23 protein-coding genes and 1 tRNA gene are annotated in these 23,353 nt (G+C 60.6%); 4 read left to right on the plus strand and 20 right to left on the minus strand.

Features of this window, described 5'->3' with window-relative positions:
• Nucleotides 1-110 precede the first annotated feature (110 nt).
• From GJT30_06920 to GJT30_06930, 3 genes are all read right to left on the minus strand, one after another.
• Nucleotides 111-314, minus strand: coding sequence for a SlyX protein (locus GJT30_06920; protein ID MSM39337.1), 204 nt, complete (start codon nt 312-314; stop codon nt 111-113).
• A complete protein-coding gene (locus GJT30_06925) occupies nt 289-636 on the minus strand; it encodes a DNA mismatch repair protein MutS (GenBank protein MSM39338.1) in 348 nt (115 codons plus the stop codon). The genes GJT30_06920 and GJT30_06925 overlap by 26 nt, the downstream gene beginning before the upstream one ends.
• A gap of 183 nt (nt 637-819) precedes the next feature.
• Nucleotides 820-1,314, minus strand: a complete 495-nt coding sequence (locus tag GJT30_06930; protein ID MSM39339.1) for a ferritin — start codon at nt 1,312-1,314, stop codon at nt 820-822.
• Nucleotides 1,315-1,566: 252 nt separating this feature from the next.
• Here GJT30_06930 and GJT30_06935 point away from each other — a divergent pair, with 252 nt between their 5' ends.
• Both GJT30_06935 and msrA read left to right on the plus strand, forming a co-directional pair.
• Nucleotides 1,567-2,388 (plus strand): alpha/beta fold hydrolase, encoded by an 822-nt coding sequence (locus GJT30_06935; protein MSM39340.1) that lies wholly within the window; start codon nt 1,567-1,569, stop codon nt 2,386-2,388.
• A gap of 42 nt (nt 2,389-2,430) precedes the next feature.
• Nucleotides 2,431-3,048, plus strand: coding sequence for a peptide-methionine (S)-S-oxide reductase MsrA (msrA, locus tag GJT30_06940; protein MSM39341.1), 618 nt, complete (start codon nt 2,431-2,433; stop codon nt 3,046-3,048).
• 25 nt (nt 3,049-3,073) lie between these two features.
• Here the strand turns inward: msrA and GJT30_06945 are convergent, their stop codons facing one another.
• From GJT30_06945 to GJT30_06970, 6 genes are all read right to left on the minus strand, one after another.
• Nucleotides 3,074-3,682: a hypothetical protein gene (locus tag GJT30_06945; GenBank protein MSM39342.1), complete on the minus strand. Its 609-nt coding sequence runs from the start codon at nt 3,680-3,682 to the stop codon at nt 3,074-3,076.
• 74 nt (nt 3,683-3,756) lie between these two features.
• Nucleotides 3,757-4,281 carry a flavin reductase family protein gene (locus tag GJT30_06950; GenBank protein MSM39343.1) on the minus strand — a complete coding sequence of 175 codons (525 nt, stop codon included), beginning with the start codon at nt 4,279-4,281 and terminating at the stop codon, nt 3,757-3,759.
• Between the two features lie 138 nt (nt 4,282-4,419).
• The gene (locus GJT30_06955; protein ID MSM39344.1) at nt 4,420-4,803 is read right to left on the minus strand and encodes a hypothetical protein; all 384 of its coding nucleotides are present in this window, start codon (nt 4,801-4,803) and stop codon (nt 4,420-4,422) included.
• Between the two features lie 89 nt (nt 4,804-4,892).
• Complete coding sequence (locus tag GJT30_06960; protein MSM39345.1) at nt 4,893-5,300, minus strand: cytochrome C; 408 nt, start codon at nt 5,298-5,300, stop codon at nt 4,893-4,895.
• Between the two features lie 25 nt (nt 5,301-5,325).
• Entirely contained in the window at nt 5,326-6,399 is a 1,074-nt protein-coding gene (locus GJT30_06965; GenBank protein ID MSM39346.1) for a twin-arginine translocation signal domain-containing protein, read from the minus strand.
• A 79-nt stretch (nt 6,400-6,478) separates the two neighbouring features.
• Nucleotides 6,479-7,582 carry a cytochrome-c peroxidase gene (locus tag GJT30_06970; protein MSM39347.1) on the minus strand — a complete coding sequence of 368 codons (1,104 nt, stop codon included), beginning with the start codon at nt 7,580-7,582 and terminating at the stop codon, nt 6,479-6,481.
• 200 nt (nt 7,583-7,782) lie between these two features.
• On the opposite strand from GJT30_06970, the gene ald reads away from it, so the two are divergent.
• On the plus strand, nt 7,783-8,856 hold the full coding sequence (gene ald, locus GJT30_06975; GenBank protein MSM39348.1) for an alanine dehydrogenase: 1,074 nt from the start codon (nt 7,783-7,785) through the stop codon (nt 8,854-8,856).
• A gap of 10 nt (nt 8,857-8,866) precedes the next feature.
• Here the strand turns inward: ald and uvrA are convergent, their stop codons facing one another.
• The 10 genes from uvrA to GJT30_07025 form a co-directional block, all read right to left on the minus strand.
• Entirely contained in the window at nt 8,867-11,746 is a 2,880-nt protein-coding gene (gene uvrA / locus GJT30_06980) for an excinuclease ABC subunit UvrA (protein MSM39349.1), read from the minus strand.
• 87 nt (nt 11,747-11,833) lie between these two features.
• Nucleotides 11,834-13,093, minus strand: a complete 1,260-nt coding sequence (locus GJT30_06985) for a response regulator (GenBank protein ID MSM39350.1) — start codon at nt 13,091-13,093, stop codon at nt 11,834-11,836.
• Complete coding sequence (cheB, locus tag GJT30_06990) at nt 13,090-14,142, minus strand: chemotaxis-specific protein-glutamate methyltransferase CheB (protein MSM39351.1); 1,053 nt, start codon at nt 14,140-14,142, stop codon at nt 13,090-13,092. The genes GJT30_06985 and cheB overlap by 4 nt, the downstream gene beginning before the upstream one ends.
• A 215-nt stretch (nt 14,143-14,357) precedes the next feature.
• Nucleotides 14,358-16,589: a response regulator gene (locus tag GJT30_06995; GenBank protein ID MSM39352.1), complete on the minus strand. Its 2,232-nt coding sequence runs from the start codon at nt 16,587-16,589 to the stop codon at nt 14,358-14,360.
• Nucleotides 16,590-16,655: 66 nt separating this feature from the next.
• Entirely contained in the window at nt 16,656-18,269 is a 1,614-nt protein-coding gene (locus GJT30_07000; GenBank protein MSM39353.1) for a HAMP domain-containing protein, read from the minus strand.
• 64 nt (nt 18,270-18,333) lie between these two features.
• The gene (locus GJT30_07005) at nt 18,334-18,960 is read right to left on the minus strand and encodes a chemotaxis protein CheW (protein MSM39354.1); all 627 of its coding nucleotides are present in this window, start codon (nt 18,958-18,960) and stop codon (nt 18,334-18,336) included.
• A gap of 15 nt (nt 18,961-18,975) precedes the next feature.
• A complete protein-coding gene (locus tag GJT30_07010) occupies nt 18,976-20,421 on the minus strand; it encodes a chemotaxis protein CheR (GenBank protein ID MSM39355.1) in 1,446 nt (481 codons plus the stop codon).
• Entirely contained in the window at nt 20,418-20,873 is a 456-nt protein-coding gene (locus GJT30_07015; GenBank protein MSM39356.1) for a chemotaxis protein CheW, read from the minus strand. Before GJT30_07015 ends, GJT30_07010 begins: the two co-directional genes overlap by 4 nt.
• Before the next feature lie 418 nt (nt 20,874-21,291).
• Nucleotides 21,292-21,367 (minus strand) — tRNA-Phe (locus tag GJT30_07020).
• A gap of 69 nt (nt 21,368-21,436) precedes the next feature.
• Complete coding sequence (locus GJT30_07025; protein ID MSM39357.1) at nt 21,437-22,000, minus strand: elongation factor P; 564 nt, start codon at nt 21,998-22,000, stop codon at nt 21,437-21,439.
• 81 nt (nt 22,001-22,081) lie between these two features.
• Here GJT30_07025 and GJT30_07030 point away from each other — a divergent pair, with 81 nt between their 5' ends.
• Nucleotides 22,082-22,279 carry an RNA-binding protein gene (locus GJT30_07030; GenBank protein MSM39358.1) on the plus strand — a complete coding sequence of 66 codons (198 nt, stop codon included), beginning with the start codon at nt 22,082-22,084 and terminating at the stop codon, nt 22,277-22,279.
• 78 nt (nt 22,280-22,357) lie between these two features.
• On the opposite strand, the gene hemB is transcribed toward GJT30_07030, so the two are convergent.
• Nucleotides 22,358-23,341 carry a porphobilinogen synthase gene (gene hemB / locus GJT30_07035; protein MSM39359.1) on the minus strand — a complete coding sequence of 328 codons (984 nt, stop codon included), beginning with the start codon at nt 23,339-23,341 and terminating at the stop codon, nt 22,358-22,360.
• Between the last annotated feature and the right edge of the window lie 12 nt (nt 23,342-23,353).

The raw sequence follows: 23,353 nt of genomic DNA on the forward strand, positions 1-23,353 counted from the left end.
CCCGGTCCGGGCATTTCATTGACCCATTCTAACACAAAAACGGGATTTGGCATCTCCGGCAGGAGATGCGGGCTGGGTTTCGTGCTGGCGCTTCGACCGTGGAAGAGGGGTCAATAGTGCGGGGGCGGCTCCTCATCTTCGGGGCTTCGCACCATGGAGGGGCTGACGATCATGAGCTGTTCCCGCAGCTGGCGCACCTCGGTCTGAAGCTGTTCCAGTTTCAGTTCCTGACGGAACATGGCATCGCTCAGCTCCTGGATGGTACGCTCCTGGTGGGTATAGCGGATCTCAAGATCGGTGAGGCGTTCTTCCATCGTCGGGTCCTTCCTTCGGTGATATGTCTGTTCCAGGGGGGGCCAGGTCGACTATGGTGGCACCCCAGCTGCCGCTGGTCTCGTCGCCGAGCCGATAGCCCCTGACAAAGGGAAGCCGGTCCAGTTGCGCCGCCACGGTCCGCCGCAGGGTCCCGGTCCCTTTGCCGTGAATGATCCGGACCTGCAGGATCTTTCGTTGGCGGCACTCCTCAAGATAGGCAGGCAGAAGCTGGCCGATCTCGCGTGGGAGAAAGGTGTGGAGATCGAGAACCCCGTCTATGGGGAGATCGATGGGCTCCTGTTCGCTTTCCGTGTTGTCCATGGCCTTCCTGTGCGTCGTGGATTGCAGATCTCAAGTATAGCAGGAGTCTCCGGGGGGACAATCCTGCCGTGATCGAACGGAAACCGTTCATGCTCCGAGGGAGGGGAAACAAAAAGCGGCCACGCTGGTGACCGCTTACCGTAGAAGATTCATCTCCCCCACCCTTTCTTTCGTCCGCGCACCTCACAGGGGGTGCAGATTGCTGAATTCGCCCCATTCCAGATAGGTATGCGGCGTTTCGATGAATTCGTAGATCCCCTCGATGATTTCCAGATGTTTCTTTTCGTCATCGGCGATCTTTGAGAGAAGAACACGGGCTTCATCCTTCAGCTCGGCAGCAGCCATGCCCTCCAGCAGCTTGATATTCTCTTCTTCGGCCTTGACGATGTGCCAGAATCCGTCAGGGTCGTCCTTCAGTTCGTGCAGAACGTCACTGCTCTCCAGCAGTTTCCTGAAGCCGCTTTTGACTTGCCAGGCACGTTCCACCAGGCTCGACTCGGCATCGTTCGGATCGATTTCCCTTTTCATGGCTTCCAGGGTCCCGATATGTTCCTGTTCCGCACTGGCAAGAAGTCCATAGATCCTCTTCAGTTCGTTATTGGTCGTTTCATGGCCTAGCCGTTGGAACAGCTGGTTCCCCTCTGCTTCTATCCTGATGGCATAATCGAAGATGTTCATATATTCCACCTCCTCTCCATGGAGTAATTATAGCACGGAACAATGACGTGGCAGGTAAACATACTCGATAGGTCGGGTGCTATTGCCATGAGCTGTGAGGGATCGATGAAAATAAAATGAGCGCACGGTAATAAAAGTAGTTCCCTCCAAGTTGATTTCGGTGCATCATGAACTATGATTTCATAAAGGATATTGCCAAAGTACGTCGAATGAGTCCGGGCAGGTACTCGCCTTCAAGGGGTGTGGAGCGTCATGGAGTTCAACGTCTGGAGAGTGGCCGGAATCGTTGTTGCCGGATATGCTTGCTATGCGCTTTTGCTCTATCTCGCCCAACGGACTCTCCTCTACCCCGGTCAAAGCATCAAGGTCGGTCAACACTCCCCTGAACCCTCGCCGGACCGCGTTCCGCTCTGGTTCGAGACATCCACGGGCAAACTCGAGGCATGGTTTCTGCCGGCAAAGGACATGCCCGGCAGAAAAAAGCAGCCTGTTGTTCTGTTCTTCCATGGCAACGGCGAGGTCATCGATCTCCTGATAGAACAGACGGAAGGCTTCCGCGCCTTGGGGTGCGGAGTGCTGCTGGTGGAGTATCCCGGCTACGGGAGATCGACCGGGAGCCCGTCCGAAGAGAGCCTTCTTGCAGCGGCTGTTGCGGCGTTCGATGCGATGGCAGTGCAAAGCGACGTGGATGCCGGGCGGATCATCGGTTTCGGCAGGTCGCTGGGGTGCGGCGTGGCGTGCGCCCTTGCCCGGAAGCGGCCCCTGGCAGCCCTGATTCTGCAGTCACCCTTTACCTCTGTGCGGGATTTTGCCCCGCGATTTTTCCTCCCCCCTTTTCTGGTGCGTGACGTCTTCGACAACCGGCGTGCCGTTGTCGATTTTGCCGGTCCGATCCTGATCCTGCACGGCCGGCACGATGACCTTATCCCTTTTTCCCACGGCAGCGAACTGGCGCGGCTTTCCCGGCATGGGCGATTGGTCGGGCTTGCCTGTGCGCATAACGATTGTCCTCCGGATTGGCAGGAGTTCTGGCGGATGATCGGCGAGTTCCTTCGCGCCGGGAAGCTGCTTTGATCGTGGGGTTCACCGGCTGATCAGCCGAAGGAGGTTCGAGTGATGAAGAGAGTGTTGTTCGGTATCCTGTTTCTGATCGGTTTAGGCACGGCAGTCCCCTCGCTGGCAGCCCGGCAGTCGGGGGCGGCTCCCCTGCCGGGAACCCTGCTTGCCACGGCGACCTTTGCCGGCGGGTGCTTTTGGTGCATGGAGCCACCCTTCGAGGGGCAGGATGGGGTTGTCTCGGTGACGGCGGGCTATACGGGCGGGCAGACGAAAAATCCGAGCTACGAGGAGGTCTCTGCTGGGGGGACCGGACATGCCGAAGCGGTACAGATCGTCTACGATCCAGCCAGGATCAGTTATGAAAAGCTTCTCTACATTTTCTGGCACAATATAGACCCGCTGGCGGTAAACAGGCAGTTCTGCGATGCGGGGAGACAGTATCGGAGCGCCATTTTTTACCACGACGGACAGCAGAAGGCGGCAGCACTGGAATCGAAAGACCGGTTGCAGAAAATACACGGGTGGAAGATAGCCACTGAGGTTGTCCCTGCCGGCGCCTTTTATCGTGCCGAGGAGTACCATCAGAATTATTATCGGAAAAATCCGATTCGGTACAAGTTCTATCGGCAGGGATGCGGACGGGACAGGCGGCTACAGGAGCTGTGGGGGAAATAGACCTGAGTTTCCGTTGAAAAAGCGGCTAGGGCCGGGCATCGGTGGAGCGGTTCTTTTTAAGCCGGGGAATAAATCGCGGGACATCCCTGCAGTACTCCCGGTACGGTTCGCCGAAGCGTTCGCACAGCTCCCGCTCCTCCAGGATCGCTACGACACGGATACCGGCGAGCCAGACGAGCAGGGCTCCGTAGGTAGCAGGATAATTGACGATGAGGGCGAAGCCGGCAAGGGCGAAGGTCATCTGCATGTAGCGGGGATGGCGGACATGGGCGAAGAGCCCGCTGGAGAGAAGCCGCCCCGGCTGTTCGTTGGCAAGCTCCGGGATGCCGATCAGGACTCTGACGGAGAGTTCTTTGCGAAGGCGTATCTTCAACCAGACCGAGACTGCCAGAAGGAGCAGGCCGGGGATGGCTAGCCAGGGGGTGAATGGCCACTTCGTTGCCAGCAGGGGGCCGCTCAGCAGGTAGAGGGAGGCCATGAAGAGAGCGAGGACGCTGCAGATGACCGTGTAGGAGAGCCGTGTGCCGAGCCTGCGCCAGAATCGGATGAAGGGATGGATCATAAACCAGTAGAGGATCGCGCCGGGGATGGCAACGATAAGGAGGACGGCTATGCTGTGGCGGAGAGCATGCATGGCTTGTGTTGGGGGGGCGGTTCGGTGGCTCGTCCCTGAGCTGGAATCCGTGTCGCGATACAGTAAATCGTCACTTATTCTCCGTCGAGCTTTTTCCCGTCCTGCCAGGCCTTGCCGATCGGCTCGCCCAGGGACCAGTAGCTGTTGTCGGGCATGGTGAGGATGAAGGGGTCGATCTCGCGGAAACCGGGGCGGGTGCCGTCCATCTTCGTGTTATCGGCGTAGGCCTCGCAGATCTCTGCGATAAACAGCGTGTTGGTGGTGAATTCCAGCTCATTGACGACATAGCAGGCCAGATTCAGGGGGCAATCGGCTATGAGCGGGGCCGACGGCAGATTGCCGTAAAAGACCTCGAACAGATCGGCCTTGTCCTCATCCCTTCCGGATACGATGCCGCAGTAGTCGGTCTCCACCAGGAGATCCCTTCCGGGGATGCAGATGCTGAACTGGCGGGTCTGCATGATCCCTTCATAAGTGTAATGCCCCTTGTTGATGGCCACTGCCAGAAGCGGCGGCTCATAATTGCAGCGGGTGATCCACCCTTGCGCCATGAAGTTCGGCCGGCCCGCCACTTGGGTGCCGACGAGGACAACAGGCATCGGCGGGAATACCTGCAGGTTGATCTGCACCTGGGTCACAAGAGCCTCCTGTTCAATGATTCAGACAGTATACCACAGTTCGGCATGGCGGCATCCCGGCGTCAATCCGCGCGGCAGGCCGATTGGCAAGGGCGCAGTCTAGGGAGAACCGCATACCTCATCGCGAACCCTGTTCAGGAATGAATCCCCGGGAATTCCGCAGAACTGGTCGGTCAGGGCGTAACGGTGCATCAGCAGGTCGTCGCGGTCAAAGACAAGAATCGTGCGGTAGCGGTAGCTGTTGCGTGTGCAGTCGATCTCCACGGTGTCGAGGGCATAGGCCCGCTCGTCATGCACCTTGAAGGTGCGCCGGATCCGGCAGGTGCGGGAGGCGGGCGGGCCGTTCGGGCTGGAGAGATCGAGCCGGTACGTGGTTCGATCGTCGTCGCGCAGCGTCAGCCACGATCTCTCCGCAACGGGCGGGGCGGTGCCGGCTACGGTTAAAAGGCAGAATATGGGGAGAAGGCGAAAGAGGTCTGGCATCTGGCAGCTCGTCGAGTGAAACCCGAGAGGGGACCGGCTGAAAACCGATCCCCTCGTCGCAGTTTGGTAGCAGGGGAATTGGCCGGAGATCAGTGCTTGCCCGGTGCCAGTTTTACGCCGCGCCGCTCCCAGTAGATGTATGCCTCAAGGGCGTACATCTTGGGGTCGTCAAGGGCTAGGGGAACGCCTTCCAGGGGGTTCTGGATGCACCAGTTGATCATCTCCCGCAGCCCAACCACCTTTCCAAGCTGTTTCTGGAACTTGGGGTAAGTTTCCGGGTGGTTGTTCGAGGCGTGGGGATGGCACATGTCGCAGGAGACGGAGTTCTTGCCGAGTGCGCTGTGGAACAGTTTCTCCCCCTCCTTTGCCACGGTCTGGAAGGCGGCATCCCATTTTTTCAGATCTTCCTTGGTAAATTCATCGGCACGGGCCGGCGAGATGACCAGAGCGATTGCCGCAACCACTACGGCCGCTACACTGCAAACTATTTTCAGCATGGTTGTCCTCCTTGCCGGTATGGGGTCAGTAGTGCTCCTGCGAGGGTATCCGTTTTTTCGGGTCCTGGTACTTGGTATCGGCCGGATTTCCCTTGGGGTTGTTCTCGACGGTGCGGGGCGAATTCTCCCAGAGTTCATAATGGTGCACCACCTTGGGGCCGTCAGCCAGGTCGATCTTGCCCCAGCCCGTTCCGTCCCGCTCCTTGAAGGGGTCGGCCCGGCTCATGAACACCGTCATGTCGGGGACCTTGTTCTTCAACTGGGAGTAGCTCACCGGGTAGGGCCAGGGCCAGGCCGTTGCCATGAAGGCGTTGAAGGAGATGTTCCCGATCCGGTTGTAGAGCACCTGGTGGACATGCCCGTGCAGCACCTGCACCTTTTTGAACGGCTTGAGCAGAGCCTGGACCTTTTCGGCGTCGTCGGTCCAGAAGTTCCACTCCTTGAAGACCTTGTAGAGCGGGGAATGGGAGAGCACCACCAGTGGCGTATCCTTCTTGACCTTGGCCAGATCGCTTTTCAGCCAGGCAATCTGTTCGTCCTTCACCATGAAGGGCGATCCCTCGGGGTTGTCGAGGCGCGCCATCTGCCGCATCCGCTCTTCAGGTGTCGGCCAGCGCTTGTGGGTCCAGTCGTCATGGGTGAGGATGCTGTTCAGGACCACGAAGTGGACACCCTTGTGGTCGAAGCTGTAATAGAGGGGGCTGACCTTTTCCTGCCAGTATTTGCCCAGGTCCAGGTAGTAGTCATGTTCGCCGATCACCCACTTCACCGGTACGGTGAGATCCTTCATTATTGCCAGGCCGTGGTCGATCTCGGCCTTTTTCCCGAGCTGGGCCAGGTCGCCGCCGAAGATCACGAAGTCCGGCTGCGGGTCCATGAAATTGACCTCCAGCACTGCCTTCTGCAACCCTCTGTCGAAGTTGCGCACGAACTGGGTGTCGTTGATCTGGGTGATGTGGGAGTCGGAGATGTAGGCAAAGGTAAACGACTCGTTCCCCTTGCCGAAGGCGATTTCCACGAGCCCCACGGGAAGGGCCGCACTGGCGGCAAGGACCCCGGCCCCTTTCAGAAATGTCCTGCGATTGATTCCGTTCGTCATATGTCACTCCTTTCCGGCATTACTCAAGTACACACTCAGGTTTGCTGACAGGCTGCATCGGTGCACCGCCACCGTGTCGTTACTTGACGGGCGCGCTGGTAGGTGCCTGACGGGCAAATTGCGGGCTGGTCATGGATTTCAAGAGTTCAACCAGATCTGATTTTTCCTGGGGAGTCAGGTTGAGTGGACGGATGCCGCTGTCCAGGAGCGGATTCTTCTCGCCCCCCTTGTCGTACAGCTCAATGACCTCTTCGAGGGTCTTGATGCTGCCGTCGTGCATGTACGGGGCGGTTACCGTCAGATTCCGCAGTGTCGGCGTCTTGAATGCACCGATATCGGTGGGGCGCAGGGTTACGGCAAAACGTCCCAGCTCCGAGGCCTCAAAGCTGGTGAGGACGCTCTCGTCGATGTTTTTCCCTGCCTGCTTGGCCTTGCGAAAGGCGTTGGCTGCCGGCATGAAAGTCTTCTCGATCCGGTTGAAGCCGACCCCCAGGTTATGGAACTTGTTGTCGGTAAAAATCGCATCGGTCTGGCCGATGACGTGACAGTCCTGGCAGCGCGCCTTGGTCCGGTAGGTATCCAGGCCGCGGATGGCTGCCGGCGACAGGGCGGTCTTGTCGCCGCCGTACAGGTAGCGGTCAAAGGGGGAGTCTCCTGCCACCACGGTACGCTCGAAAGAGGCGATGGCCTTCACCACGTGGTCGATGGTGATCTCCTGCGGAGAAACGTTGAACACCTTTTTGAACTCGGCAGGGTAGGCGGGATCTTCGCGGACGATTGCAATGATGGGGTCGTGGCTCTTCAGGCCGTGTTCGATGGGATTCAGGAAGGGGTCCTTTGCCTGCTCCTCCAGGGTGGCCCGTCGCCCGTCCCAGAACTGGCTGGTGTAGTAGGCGGCATTGATGACCGTCGGTGAGTTGCGGGTCCCTTTCTGCTTGCGGATCCCCTCTGCCACGGGGAGATGGTCGGTGAACCCCTTGGATTCATCGTGGCAGTTGGAGCAGCTTATGGTGCCGTCGCCGCTGAAACGCTTGTCTTCGTAGAGCCGTTTGCCCAGGGCGATCTTCTCCGCGGTCTGCGGGTTGTCGGCCGGTACCGGCACCGGCGGCAGTCCCAGGGGGGGCGTTCCCGCCCAGAGCGGCACAACCCACAACAGGAGAGCTGCAACGCCGATGCTTCGCATCGTTACTTTCATGGTCTCACCTCCGTTTCCATCAAAAAAGGACAATAGTACCAACAATTCAAATACATTAACAATGTACTGTATGGGAGTCGTTTTGCAAGCGGCAGGGAGGATATAACCGCACTGGCGAATGCTGCACCGGTTGACAAGCTGCTCGGGAGGATTATAAGGGTACGTAGTACGCCGGAAAGGGGGCAGAGATGATCATCGGCATTCCCAGGGAGATAAAACGTGAAGAATACCGGGTCGCCGTGACGCCGGGAGGGACGACCGAGCTGGTTGGCGCCGGGCATACGGTGATGGTGGAGGAACGGGCCGGGGAAGGGAGCGGTTTTGGCGACGAAGAGTATCGCCGCCAGGGTGCCCTGGTCCTTTCCCGCGATGAACTGTTCCGGCAGGCAGAGCTGATCGTCAAGGTCAAGGAGCCGCTGCCGGCCGAATTCGAGCTGTTCCGCCAGGGGCAGGCCCTCTTTACCTACCTCCATCTGGCGCCGAACCGGGAGCTGACCGCCTTTCTCTGCGAGCGGAGGGTGACCGCGCTGGCGTACGAGACCCTGGAGCATGGAGGAGGGCTGCCGCTCCTGGCCCCCATGAGCGAGATCGCCGGGCGGATGGCGCCGCTGGCCGGTGCCTGGTCCCTGCAGAAGATCAACGGCGGAGCCGGACTGTTGCCGACCGGTGCCGTCGGGGTGAAGCCTGCCAGGGCGGTCATTCTCGGGGCGGGGATGGTGGGGTATAACGCGGCACGGGTGGCTGCCGGGCTCGGCATGGAGGTGGTGGTGCTCAATCGGGGCGTGGAGCGGTTGCAACGGATCGACGAGCTGCTATCAGGGCGGGTTGCCACCCTTGCCCTCTCCGGCGCGCATATTCGCGAAGAGGTCCGCATCGCCGATCTGGTGGTCGGGGCGGTGCTGGTCCCGGGTGGCCGGACGCCGGTGCTCGTCACGCGGGAGATGCTTGCGACCATGAAACCGGGTGCGGTGATCGTGGATGTGGCGGTGGATCAGGGGGGGTGCTGCGAAACCACCAGGCCGACCACCCATGACCGGCCGGTCTACGCGGTGGACGGCATCATCCATTACTGCGTGGCCAACATGCCCGGCGCCTACCCGCGCACCTCGACCCTCGCCCTCACCAATGCCACCCTCCCCTATGTGAAGCTCCTGGCAGACCGGGGGATCGACGCAGCCATCGCCGCCAGCCCGGAGCTCGCCAGCGCCGTCAATATCCGGGACGGCCGGATCGTCCATCCGACGCTGGCACAAGCCCTGTGACGGGGCGGCGCTACAACAGTTTCCGCAGGAACTGGCCGGTGTAGGAGCGGGTCACCCGCGCCACCTGCTCCGGCGTGCCGCAGGCCACTATCTCCCCTCCCCGGTCTCCCCCTTCGGGGCCGAGATCGATGATCCAGTCGGCGGTCTTGATCACGTCCAGGTTGTGTTCGATGATGACGATGGTGTTCCCCCCCTCCACCAGCTTCTGCAGCACGTCAAGCAGCTTGGCGATGTCGGCGAAGTGGAGGCCGGTGGTCGGCTCGTCCAGGATGTAGATGGTGCGGCCGGTGGCACGCCGGGAGAGTTCCTTGGCCAGCTTGACCCGCTGCGCCTCGCCGCCCGACAGGGTGGTGGCCGACTGGCCGAGCTTGATATAGCCGAGCCCCACCTCTTCCAGGGTCTTCAGCTTGTTGCGGATCTTGGGGATGTTCTCCATGAACTGCAGCCCCTGGGAAACGGTCATGTCCAGGACCTCAGCGATGGTCTTCCCCTTGTAGCGCACCTCCAGGGTCTCGCGGTTGTAGCGAGCCCCCTTGCAGACCTCGCACTGGACATAGACATCGGGCAGGAAGTGCATCTCGATCTTGATGATGCCGTCGCCGCTGCAGGCCTCGCACCTTCCCCCCTTGACGTTGAAGGAGTAGCGCCCCGGCTTGTAGCCGCGCACCTTTGATTCGGGGAGCTGGGCAAACAGATCGCGGACGTCGCTGAACAGCCCGGTGTAGGTGGCCGGGTTGGAGCGGGGGGTCCGGCCGATGGGGGACTGGTCGATGTTGATGACCTTGTCCAGCATCTCCAGCCCCTGGATCTCCCTGATCTGGCCGGCCCGCTCCTTGCTCTTGTAGAGCCGCTGGGAAAGGACCTTGTGCAGGGTGTCGATCACCAGGGTCGATTTGCCTGAGCCGGAAACGCCGGTGACGCAGGTCATGATCCCCAGCGGCAGGTCGACGTTTACCTGCTTCAGGTTGTTTTCGCTGGCGCCGATCAGCCGGAGGTACTTGTCTGAGCTGCGGCGGCCGGCGGGGACGGCGATAGTCAGGTCGCCGGAGAGGTATCTGCCGGTGAGCGAGGCAGGGTTCTGCATGATCTCGGCCGGGGTCCCCTCGGCCACCACCCTGCCGCCGTGGATGCCGGCGCCCGGCCCCATGTCGATGACGTGGTCGGCCTCCATGATGGTTTCCTCGTCGTGCTCCACCACCAGCACAGTGTTTCCGATGTCTCGCAGATGCTTGAGCGTGGCGAGCAGGCGGGTGTTGTCCCGCTGGTGCAGCCCGATGGACGGCTCGTCCAGGATGTAGAGGACCCCCACCAGGCTCGACCCGATCTGGGTGGCAAGGCGGATCCGCTGCCCTTCGCCGCCGGAGAGGGTGCCGGCGGTCCGGTCGAGGGAGAGGTAGTCGAGCCCCACGTTGACCAGGAAGTTGAGCCGTTCGCGGATCTCCTTGAGGATGCGGCGGGCGATCTCCGCCTCCTTGGCCGAGAGTGAGAGGCTGGCGAAAAAGTCGAGGCAGTCGCGGATGGAAAGGGCCGTCACCTCGCGGATATTCTGCCCCCCTACCCTGACGAAGAGCGATTCCTTCTTCAGCCGCGCCCCTTCGCAGCTCGGGCAGGGCATCACGTTCATGTACTTTTCCAGCTCCTCCCGCACATGCTCGGATTCGCTCTCCCGGTAGCGACGTTCCAGGTTGTTCAGCACCCCCTCGAACTCCTTCAGGTAGGTGTGGCGCCGCCCGCCGTCCTCTTCCCACCAGAACTCGATCTTTTTCCCTTTGGAGCCCCGGAGGATCACCTCGCGAACCTCTGGGTGCAGATCCTTGAAAGGGGTGCGGATATCGAATCCGTAGGCCTTGGCCAGCGCCTCCAGGGTCAGGTGGTACCAGCCGGAGAGCCGCTTTTCCCAAGGGGCTATGGCCCCCTCGCGGATGGAGAGCTCAGGGTTTGGCACCACAAGGTCGGCGTCGAAGTACATCCGGGTCCCCAGGCCGGTACAGTCGGGGCAGGCGCCGTAGGGGTTGTTGAAGGAGAACATCCGTGGCGTCATCTCCGGGTAGGAGATGCCGCAGTCGATGCAGGCGAGCGCCTCGGAAAAGAGGATGGTCTGGTCCTGCTGGTCTCCACTTTGGGAAGGCTCCTCGCGGGGATGGTCGGATGGTGCCGGCAGGGGATTCGAACCGAGGAGGACGATTTTGGCCACCCCTTCGGCATGGTTGAGGGCGGTCTCGAAGGAGTCGGCCAGCCGGCGCTCGATCCCCGGCTTGACGATGAGCCGGTCCACCACGATGTCGATATCGTGCTTCTTGTTCTTGTCCAGAACGATCTCGTCGGCCAGCTCATGGGGGGTGCCGTCGATGACGACCCTGACGAAACCGTCCTTTCGCAGCTGGTTCAGCTCCTTCTTGTATTCCCCCTTGCGGCCGCGGACCATGGGGGAGAGGAGGTTCAGCTTGGTCCCCTCGGGGAGCGCCATGACCTGGTCCACCATCTGGGAGACGGTCTGGGAGGTGATGGCCTTGCCGCACTGGTAGCAATGGGGGGTGCCGATCCGGGCGAAGAGGAGGCGGAGGTAGTCGTAGATCTCGGTGACCGTGCCGACGGTGGAGCGGGGGTTCTTGCTGGTGGTCTTCTGCTCGATGGAGATGGCGGGTGAAAGCCCCTCGATGGACTCCACGTCCGGTTTTTCCATCTGTTCCAGGAACTGCCGGGCATAGGCCGAGAGCGACTCCACGTAGCGTCGCTGCCCTTCGGCATAGATGGTGTCGAAAGCCAGGGTTGACTTGCCGGAACCGGAGATGCCGGTGATGACCACCAGCCGGTCACGGGGGATCTCCACGTCGATGCATTTCAGGTTATGTTCGCAGGCGCCCTTGATGATGATTTTATCGTGTGCCATGGTGGTAACCGTATCTGTGATGGAATGACAACAGGATACATTACCATGTTTTCACTCATGAAAGGACAAAAAAGGCGTTACCTGATGCTACGGCAGGGTAAAGTAGATCGTCGCTCCTTTATCCGGTTCCCCTTCGGCCCAGACCCGCCCACCATGGCGTTCGATGATCCGTTGCACGGTTGCCAGCCCGATGCCGGTCCCCTTGAAGTCGTTGGAGCTATGAAGCCGATGAAAGGCACTGAACAACAGATGGGCCTGGCTCATGTCGAATCCGGCACCATTATCCCGGACGAAAAAGCACTCCTCTCCCCCTGCTTCGGTCATGCCGAGCTCGATGGTGGCCTTCTCCCTTTTGCCGGAATACTTCCATGCATTCCCCAGCAGGTTTTCCAGAACTGCCCTGAGCAGCACCGGGTCCCCATTGGCGGTAAGCCCCGGGGCAATGGAGAACTGGACCGAACGCTGCGGCTCGGCGGTTCGCAGCTCCGCCGCTATCAGCTCGGCAAGGGCGCTCAGGTTGACCTCCGCCGTTGCGATCTCTTTGCCGATCAAGCGGGAAAACTTGAGCAGAGCACTGATTAGCTGGTTCATCCTGAGCACGGACTTGTAGATGTCCTCGATGAACCCCTTGGCATCCTCCGGTAGTTTCGCATCGTACATTTCCAGCAGGACCTGACAGTAGCCGCTGATATTGGTCAATGGGGAGCGCAGGTCGTGGGATACAGTGTAGTTGAATGCCTCAAGCTCTTTATTGGCGACCTCAAGCCGATCGTTCAACATCTTCAGGTTGTCCCTGGCTGTGAGCAATTCGGCGTTTTTATGGATGGCGGTTTCGTAGGTGGAAAGCAGGAGATCGAGAATCTGCCGCCGGTCCGCAGTGATTCGGTAGTCCCGGCCGTCGAAGTCGATGCCGATCCCGGCTTCCGTCGTTCCCTCCCGGCATTGCGAGCGGTTCGCGAGCAGGTACCGGATCCGGGATAGCAGGTTGTCTTCCTGATACGGCTTGGAAATAAAGGCATCGGCGCCGCATTCCAGCCCCTTGATCACGTCATGGGGGTCCGAAAGGGAGGTGAGGAGAATCACCGGGAGCTCCCGCTCATCGCTTTCGGCCTTTATCAGGCGGCAGAGCTCGTAGCCGTCCATCCCCGGCATGATGATGTCGCTGATGGCAAGGGCCGGGTGCAGCGATGGCAGAAGCGCCAGGGCCTTCGGGCCGTTGCCGGCGACGACAACGTGGTAGCCCTGTTTTTCCAGGACATACCGCAGGTGCTCGGCCTGCGTCGGGCTGTCCTCGATGACGAGGATCGTCTCGCCTGCACGGTTCTTGTCTTTCTGGGTAGTCGTCATGCTGTTCTCTCCATGATCAATCGCTGCAAAAGGGCAATGATCCCGGCGGGGGGGAGAATGTGGCCGGCGGCCTTCAGTTTCAGCGCTTCACCGGGCATACCGTAGATGACGGAACTTTCCTGGTCCTGGATGATCGTGACGGCACCCAGTTCCCGCATGATGTGCAGTTCACGGGCACCGTCGCTCCCCATGCCGGTGAGCAGCACGCCGACCGCTTCCTTGTCGTAGACCATGGCAACGGAACGGAAGAGCACGGAGACGGACGGACAGAGTCCGTTGACAGGGGTGACATTGTGCAAGTTGACCCTGTTGCCCGCCATCACTTCGAGGTGACAACCGTCCGGGGCCACATAGGCATGGCCGGGCAACAGAGGCTCGCCATGGCTGGCCAGGCGGACCGGCAGACGTGAGGTGATATTGAGCCACTCCACGAAACCCGCGACGAAACCGGGGGCCATATGCTGAACAATGAGCAGCGGCACCGGAAACTTGCTGGGAAGCCCGGCCAGGATGGTCTGGATCACCAGCGGCCCCCCGGCTGAGGCGCCGATGGCAACGGCACGGATCTGGGCCGGGGGTGGGGTTGCAACGGGCAAGGAAGGCGCGGGTCGTGTCAGTTCCCGGGTGAACTGGGACCAGCGGCGCACCACCTTCACCTCTGCCATCAGCTTCACCGTCAGGACGAAATTCTTGACCTCTGTGGCGTGTTCAGGGTAACCCGGACCTGCGGGGAGGGAAATGGCAGCCACTGCCCCGGCCTGCAGGGCGTGGAATGTGGTTGCAACCTCTTCCGCATCCAGGCTGGCGCTGACGATAACGATCGGCGTCGGGAACGTCTCCATCAGCCGCCGGGTCGCGACAAGGCCATTCATCCGCGGCAGGTGGACATCCATGGTTATGACGTCGGGACGGAGCCGTGCCACGGCCTCCAGTGCCTCTTCCCCGTCTCCGGCACTGCCGACGACCTCGATGCCGGGATCGGCGGTAAGTATTTCCTGCAGAAAAAGACGGACGCTCGCCGAATCATCGACGATCAGGACTTTGATCATGGACTCCTACCTTCAGAGTGAACCCGTGACGACTACCGGGCCGCTACGCTCCGCGTGCCTCTCGCACCGCCGCTGTACGGCTTATTTCGCTACCGGCCTGCAACTCACCCTTTCGGGCTCAAACAGGCTGGCCGGTTGACGCTTCATTTTGCCTGCAGCGGCTGGCTCTCGGGCACAGTCGCTTCGTCGACCCGGCATCTGTCACGGATTGATGTTCAGATTAAACGCCGAACCACGTCCAGCAGGTTGCTCTGGTCGAAGCTGCTCTTCACGATGTAGGCATTGGCACCGGCATCGATCCCCCGCTCCCGGTCTTCGCGCGAATCGAGGGAGGTGACCAGCACCACAGGGAGAGCGGCGAACTCCCTGCTTTCGCGAATGCGCGAGGTCAGCTCGAAACCGTCCATGCGGGGCATATCCACGTCGGAAACCACCAGGTCCACCGGATCGGTCTTGAGCCGGGTCAGGGCCTCGATCCCGTCCACGGCGGTCAGGGTGCGGTAGCCGGCTCCTTCCAGAATATTCTTCAGGAGGGTGCGGGAAGTGATCGAATCTTCCACCACCAGCACCGTTTTTCTTTCGGTCGTGCCGACAACCGCCCTGGTTCCTGCCGCGGACGCCTGCACTGCCGATCTGGCAAGCTCCCGGCTGTTCAGGATCGGCACCACGCGCCCGTTTCCGAGGACCGTGCTCCCGGAGAAATTACGGACATGGCGCAACTGTTTCCCGAGCCCCTTGACCACCACTTCCTGTTCACCGATAACCCGATCCACTCCGAAGGCAATCCTGTCGGCGTCGGCTGCAAGGACAAACAGCGGCACGAAATCGCTTTCCGCCAGAGGGGCTGATTGCGGGAGCCCCAGGGTGTCGCGCAGCCGGACAAAGGAGAGGTGCTGGCCCGCCAGGTCGATGGTCTCACGGTTCTCGACGGTGGCGATGGCCTCCTTCTTCCGCCTGGTGACCAGTTGCACATCGGTGGTCGGCACGACAAAGAGCTGGCCTGCCACCTCGACCATCACCCCGCGGAAGGTGGAGAGGGTCAACGGGAGGGAGATGCGGAAGGTCGTCCCTTTTCCAACGCGGGTCATAACGGACATGGTTCCGCCGAGGGATGCCGTTCGCTCCCTGGCAATGGCCAGCCCGAGCCCGCGTCCCGAGATGTCGTCGATGAGAGGGCTGGTGGAGAGACCGGACGCGAAGGCAAGGTTCAACTGTTCCGTTGCCGTCATCCGCTCAGTTTCCTCCGGCGCGACAAGACCCGCATCAATGGCTGTTCGTACCAGGAGTTGAGTGTCGATGCCGGCGCCATCGTCGGCGACGATGATTTCCACCCGGTTGCCGGAGACCAGTGTCAAGGCGATGGTGATGGTGCCGATGGGAGGCTTTTCCTGCCGCTTCCGCTCATCGGGGCTCTCGATGCCGTGGTCGATGCAATTGCGGATCAGGTGGAGCAGGGGGTCCTTCATCTCCTCCAGAATCCTCCGGTCGATCTCGACCGATGCACCTTCTGTCTCCAGTCTGACGGTTTTCCCCCGGTCGCGGGCCAGATCGCGGACACTCTTCTCCAGAATCGGCAGGACAGAAGCAAAGGGGAGCATGAGTGCATCCCGCACGTCATCGAGCACCGACTCCACCATCCCTCCCAGGTGATGATGGTCCAGTTCCGCCGTCTTGGTGATCTGGGCCAGGCGATGCGCCAGCCCATGAACCGTCGCATGATTCCGGTCGAGAAACTCGAAGAGCACGCCGTACTGGTCCCCGTCAATACCGTCGACCTGCCGAAGCCGCCGCAGTCGTCGGAAGGCCGGCTGGACCTTTTTCCACTCATTGTCCCACAGGGCGAGGCTTCTCCCAACCTCTCGCAACTCCTCTACCTGCTGTGCCGCAGCCAGTTTCGCCGTCAACATGCCTTCTGTCTGCTGCAACACTGCATCGAGCTTTTCGGTGGCGATCCGCACGGTCTTGGGAGGCGTTGATTTCTCGATGGCGGTCTCTTCCCGCTCTGTAGGAGGCAGCGCGGTCTTTTCGGGAGGGGGCGAGTATTGGCCCTTTGCCGCGCGCACCAGGCGTTGATTCAGTGCCCGCACCTGCTCATTTTCCTCGGATGTGGGCGCAGCCTCCAGGGATGGGAGGAGACGCCCGATCAGATCGATCGACGCATGCATCAGATCGAACACCGGCGGGGCAAGAGAGATCTCCCGCCGTTTCAGGGCCGAGAAGACGCTCTCCAGCCCGTGACTGACCGTTTCGATGGCGGCAATACCCACGGAACGGGCCGCTCCCTTCAGGCTGTGGGTCTCCCGGAAAACCGCCTCGATCAGTTCCTGCTCCAGGTCGACAGACGGTCCCCGCTCCAGATCGATGAGGCTGGTACCGATGGTTTCAAGCCGTTCCCGGGTTTCAACCCGGAACGTGGCAAGCAGTCTTTTCTGAAGTTCACTGTCCATAAATCATCCGCGTATCGGCAGGTATATTGTCATCTCTTCTGCAGGGTGAACGTCCCTGTGCCTCGGTTATACCCTGAATTGCGCCACAAGTTGTTTCAGCTTCTGACCCAGTTCATGAATGTCCTGAGCGGAGCGTTCCGCCTGCCTGGTGCTGGTCACGCTCAGGGTGCTCGCCTCGCTGATGTTCTCCATGGCCAGAACCACCTGGTCCATGCCGATCAGCTGTTGCTGGCTGGTTGCCGTAATCTGGGCCGAGGCATTGGCAGAATCGGCAATGCTTTCAGACATCATCCGAATGGCCTCGCCTGCTTCACTTGCCTGCTTTTCGCCCGCTTCCACGGCCTTGCTCCCCTGTTCGGTGGCCATTACCGCCGTGTTGGTCGCCTTCTGGATATCGTTCAGGAGTCTGCGCACCTGGGCGGTCGCCTGCTTCGACTGGTCTGCCAGGCTTTTCACTTCCTGGGCCACCACGGCGAATCCCTTGCCGTGCTCCCCTGCCTTGGCCGCTTCGATGGAGGCATTGACCGCCAACAGGTTGGACTGCTCCGCCAGGTCGTTTACCGTGGCAATGATTTCACCGATGGCCTGGCTCTGCTCGGAGAGGCTGACGATGCTTTCGGCGACGCTCATCATCTGCTCGCGAATCCGCCCCATGCCCACGATCGATTGGGCGACCGCTTTCTGCCCACCCTGCGAGACCTGCATCGTCCGCTGGGAAGTATCGGCCACATAGCGCGACTTCTGGTCAGCCAACAGAGTTGTCTGCTTCACCTCTTCGACCGTGGCGGTCGTCTCGTTCACCGCTGCTGCCGTCTCTGCCGCGCTGGATGCGACCTGGGTCGTGGCGGCCAATATCTCGCTTGCCGAAGCGGCAAGGACATTCACCCCTTCATGGATCTCCATGGTCTGGCTGCGCAGGTTCTCAACCATCCGGCCAAAGGTCCGGAGCAGGAGATTCATCTCGTCCTTGCTGCCGGTGACCGGGACCGTGGCGGTCAGGTCGCCCTCGGCCACTCGTGATGCCACACCCATGGCGATGTCGAGCGGCCGGGTAATGCTGCGGGAAAGGGTGATTGCCACCGCAATGACGATGCCGGCCGAGAGCACGACGGCGAGCGTCGTCAGGATGAGCGAGAACTTCGCGGTCTGCTGGGCATCGCTGAACAACGTGGCTGCCTTGTTGTCGGCAATGGCGAGGATATCTGCCGATTCCTTGTCCAGTGTGGTGAAAAGCCGCGCATCCATGCCGGCGTAGACCTCTCGTGCCTTAACCTTCTGGTTGGCAACCACCAGGGCAATGACCCGGTCGCGCAGAGGCTTCCACTCGTCATAGGTCTTGGCGACGTCGTCCACTTCGCTCTGATTGCCCTGGAACCGCTCTTTAAGCATGTGCATGTTCTTCTGGAACTCCAGTTCGGTGTCGTGGATCGTCTGCAGGTCGACACTGAGCGTCTCGTTGCCCGGCGCCGTCACCATCCTGTTGATCGATCGGTTCATCTTCATCAGGTTGAGGTAGGCGTCACGGATCGATTTCCTGACCGTGAAGGGGTGTTCGTAGAGATCGGTGGTGAGGTCTGCCAGGAGGGTCATCCGGTTGAGCGAGTAGCCACCGACCCCCACGAGGAGCGTCAGGATGATCGCAAAAGTCAATACCAGCCGGGTCCGTATCTTCATATCCATAATCATGTCCGCTTCTCCCTCCGTATGCTCGATTCGCTGTCCGACTTAAGGGTTGCCGGTCTGTCTACTCTTCGTCGTTGATGACAAGGGAGCTATCTGCCAACAGTCTGCGGCCATCCAGGAGTACCGTCCGCTCCCTGCTGACCCCCAACAGGTACTCTTCCCTGACCCCGGTCAGGGTGGGAAGGGCCGGTTGGATCTCGTCCCGCCTGATCTGCCGCACGCCGGCAATCTCGTCGGCCAGGACCCCGAACTCCATTTCGTCGTTCTGGACGACGATGACCTTGTTCAGGTCGGTCAGCCCCTTTTCCGGCAGGTCGAAGAATTTCTTCAGGTCGATCACCGACAGGATCTGGCCGCGGTGGTTGATCAGGCCGAGCAGAAAAGGGGGAGTCCCCGGAATCGGGGTAAGTTCCAGTAACGGGACGGTGGCGCTGACGTACGTCGTTTCGATGCCGTATAGCTCATGGGCAAGGCGAAACTCCAACACCTCGGTGTAGTCGGCAGCGGTTTCCTCCCCTGCCGGGTCTTGGGCCAGGATGGCGGCCCGAGCCCTGAGGATCGACTGCTTTTCCGCCTGGGTCGGCTCCCGGCTGGTTGCCTCCCTGGCGGCAGTCAATCGCCTGCGCAACTCATCCCAGTCAGATGTCTGATGCCGATCCGGTATGGCGTTGTTCCGTTCTCGCTCCATGTGGTTGCTCTCCCGTTATCCTTGGCCGGTGGCGGTTTCCTGCACGGTAGCAACGATCTCCGCCAGCCTGCCGGCGGTAAGCCCCTCTCCCCCGTGCAGGGGCTCCGCGGCCGGCATAAGCTGCAAAAGCTCCAGCGCATTGCCGAAGTGGCGTTTCGCGTCCAGCGTCTTTCCCGCTTGCAGGGAGAGGTTGCCGAGGGCGAAATGGGCAAGTGCGAAGTCATGGTCGAGGAAGAGGGTCTGTTTCAGTGATTCCATCGCCGCATCCGCCTCTCCCAGTTCCTGGTGGATCATGGCCCGGAGATAGTAGAGTTCCGGGTCGGTCTTTGCCAGGGCGATCGCTTTCTCCGACCAGGCGAGGGCGTCATTGAGTTTCCCCTGGTTGGCGAATTCCCGGGCCATGCTGGCGGCGTCGGGTGCTTCCGACGGGATTTCGGGCTGCTCTGCGGCTGTTGCGGGAGCTGCCGGCGCTGTTTCGACCCACTCACCGGCAAGGGGTGGCGGCACTACCCCGTCAGCTGTCAGCGGCAGGCAGCTGTCAGCTGACGGGCTTTGGCCGGATGCCGGCAGTTCGGTGCCCGCTTCCCGCCGTCTGTCCGGTACCGGCGAGCAAGCCCCGCTCTTCCGATAAAAGATGGTCCCCGGACAGGAGATCGTCTCGAAGTCCCTGAAGAGATCTGCCGATGCCTCGCACGGGCTGACGAACAACCAGCCGCCATCCAGCAGGGACCGGTGGAAGCAGCTCACAACCCGCTGAGCCTCTGCCGGCTCGAAGTACATCAGGACATTGCGGCAGAGGATGATGTCCATGGCATTGGTGTTGTTGATCAGTGCCGGATATCTATCCTGCGCCAGGTTGAGCGGGGCCAGGGTAACCATCCTCCGAATGGTGTCGCTGATCCGGAATGTTCCGGTGTTCTCGCGGGTAAAGTACCGGTCCCGCAGCCAGGCGGGAATCCCCCGGAACGACCAGTTGCCATAACTGCCGCGGGCGGCCTTGGCAAGCGCCGCACGGTTGACGTCGGTGGCCAGGATGGTAATCTGCCACTCATGCAGATCGGGGAGCAGCCGGCTCAGACTTATGGCAACCGAATAGGGCTCTTCCCCCGATGAGCAGCCGGCACTCCAGATCCTCAGGCGCTGGTCCTTCCCCCGGCGGGCGGCTATCAGCTCCGGCAGGATAACGGTCTCCAGCTTCTCGAAACTGCTCTTCTCCCGAAAAAAGTAGGTCTCGCCGATCGTCAGGTGGCGCGCCAGCATCCCGATGTGCTCCGGCGAGAGCTTCTCCTCCAGCAGCCATTCAATGCACGTTTTCGCGTTGTCGAAACCGAAATCAACGGCTGCCTGGCTGATGCGGCGTTCAAGGTCATGCCAGCGGTGCTGCGGAAAATGCAGCCCCAGCCTGCCGGTGACAAAGCCGCTCAACCGGCTCAGCAGCAGGGGGGGGAGGTGACGTTTCATAAGGCCAGGGAGGCTTCCAGGGTCTGCTCCTCATCCAGGGAAAGAAAGCTGTCCAGGTCGTGGATGAAGACCAGCCCGTCATCGAGCCTGGTAACCCCGGTCACGTATTCCATGCCGGGAACGATCGACGCCGGCGCAACGATCGTCTCGTGTGCCAGCTCGATCAGGCTGTCGACCGTGTCCGCGACCAGTGCCACGGTCCGCCGGCTTGTGCGGGCAATGAGGAGATGGTCGTCCAGCTCCGGCGTGCGGGGGGCGAGACCCAGACGCCGGCGCATGTCCAGGACCGGCACGATCGTCCCCTGGACCGTAATGGCACCGAGCACGATTTCCGGTGCTTTGGGAAGCGGCGTGATCTCAACCATGCGGACGGCTCTTACCACGTCCTTGAGCTGGAGTGCAAAGCGCTTGCAATCGATGGTAAAGACAAGGAGTTGGCAGAAAGGGGTCATAGAGTTGTTTGCATAGATCAAGTTGTTAGGTAAACGGCCATGTGCTGGATCATTACAATACACAGCACTGAATCAACTTGTCAATTATTACAAACTGCAAATGCAACTCTCTCACACGAGAGCATCACGTTGGGCACTTTCATCTCCATCTCCTTGTCCGGGACAAGAATATGTCATGGAATGCATATGGAGAAGTCGGAATACTGTCAAGAAAATGGGAGTCTGGCCGGCGATTGATGCTTTTCATCGAAATGTAGATTTTAGGGGGCATTTTTCGGAACAGGGCATGGAGGAAAGAGTAACGTGAGAGGGTCCTGCGTAAAAATAGAGGCAACGTGGATGGTTGCGCAAAAACAGAAAGGCCCCCATTTCCAATCCGGAGGCCTGTGCTGTCTATATGAAGGTATGTAGTTGTAAATGGTGCCTAGGGACGGAGTCGAACCGCCGACACGTGGATTTTCAGTCCACTGCTCTACCGACTGAGCTACCTAGGCAGAAAGGTCATCTTTATAATCCGAAAACGGTCCGCTGTCAATACCCTAATTGACCTTGCCGCAAACTGTCTATGCCCGCGAGATGAAGCGGCCGTCCCTGGTGTCGACCTTGATCCGGTCTCCGGTCTCCAGGTAAGGGGGGACCTGCAGCTTCAGGCCGGTTTCCAGAACCGCCTCCTTGGTCTGGGCCGTGGCCGTGGCATTCCTGATGACCGGCGGGGTGTCGGTCACGGTCAGTTCCACGGTCTGCGGCGGGTCGGCGCTGACCATCCGCCCCTCGAACAGGCCCAAGGTCATCTCGGTCCCCTCCAGGAGAAAGGGGGAGATGAGCGAGAAGGCCTCGGCGTCCATCTCGAACTGCTCGTAGGTCTCCAGGTCCATGAAGACGCCGCGGTCGCCGTCGGCGTAGAGAAACTGCCCCTTGTGCCGCTCGAAATCGGCTTCGTCCACCTTGTCGCCGGACCGGAAGGTCTTGTCCAGCACCTGGGAGGTGAGCAGGTTGCGGTAGCGGGTCTTGACCATGGTGTTGGCCCCCCGTGCGGAGGGGGACTGGAAGTGGACGTCGATGATGACGCAGGGGGCGCCATCCAGCTGGATGATCAGGCCCCGCTTGAAATCGGATGTGGTTAGCATGGTATCTCTCCAAACATGAAATTGTCCCTTTTTAACAGAAAAATGTGCTAAAAACAACCGTTGCCGGAAACAGGAGGGGCCATGAAGATAGAAACCGAGACCATCAAGCTGGATAGTTTTCTCAAGGCGGTGAATGCCGTCTCCTCGGGTGGGGAGGCCAAGCTGCTGATCCAGGAAGGGATGGTCATGGTCAACGGCGCAGTGGCCCTGGAGCGTGGCAGGAAACTGCGCCCCGGCGACCGGGTCCGGCTGGGGGATGAGGAGTTCCTGGTGGAGTAAGGCAACATTTTGGCATCCGCCGACGCACAAAGGCCCACGGTTTCCCGCGGGCCTTTTCATTTCCGGTATTGGATATTTTTAGAAGTTGCCGCTTTTGAGCAGTTTTGCCACTTCGGTGGCGTGGTAGGTGAGGATCAGGTCGGCGCCGGCCCGCTTGAAGGAGAGCATGGTCTCCATGATGACCCGTTCCTCGTCGATCCAGCCCATCTTGCCGGCGGCCTTGATCATGCTGTATTCGCCCGAGACGTTGTAGGCAGCCACCGGCAGGTTGAACTGGTTGCGCATCTCCCGGATGATGTCCAGGTAGGGGAGACCCGGCTTGACCATGATGATGTCGGCCCCCTCTTCCACGTCCATCTGCGCCTCGCGGATCGCCTCCAGCCGGTTGCCGGGGTCCATCTGGTAGGAGCGGCGGTCGCCGAACTGGGGGGTGGACTCGGCTGCCTCGCGGAACGGGCCGTAGTAGCCCGAGGCGTATTTCACCGCGTAGCTCATGAGCGGGATATGGGTGAAGCCGTTATTGTCCAGGATCTCGCGGATGGCCATGACCCGGCCGTCCATCATGTCCGACGGGGCGACCATGTCGGCGCCGGCCCTGGCATGGGAAAGGGCCTCCTGGGCCAGGAGTTCCAGGGTGGCGTCGTTGTCGACGTCGCCGTCCTTGATGATCCCGCAGTGGCCATGGTCGGTATATTCGCACATGCAGACGTCGGTGATGACCACCAGGCCAGGCACCTGCTTTTTCAGCGCACGGATCGTCTCCTGGATGATGCCGTGCTCGGCATAGGCATCGCTTCCCACTGCATCCTTGGTCTCGGGGATGCCGAACAGGATCACCGCCGGGACTCCCAGCTCATAGGCCTGTTGAGCCTCCTCCACGATATATTCGATGGACTGCTGGTAGATGCCGGGCATGGAAGAGATTTCCTTCCTGATCCCCGTGCCGAAGGCGGAGAACATGGGATAGATCAGGTCGTTTGCAGACAGGGTAGTTTCCCTGACCATCCGGCGGAAGACCTCTTTGCCCCTGATGCGGCGGGCACGGAACGTGGGGTAGAACATGGAACTCTCCTC

The organism is Geobacter sp., assembly GCA_009684525.1.
Taxonomy (GTDB): domain Bacteria; phylum Desulfobacterota; class Desulfuromonadia; order Geobacterales; family DSM-12255; genus Geoanaerobacter.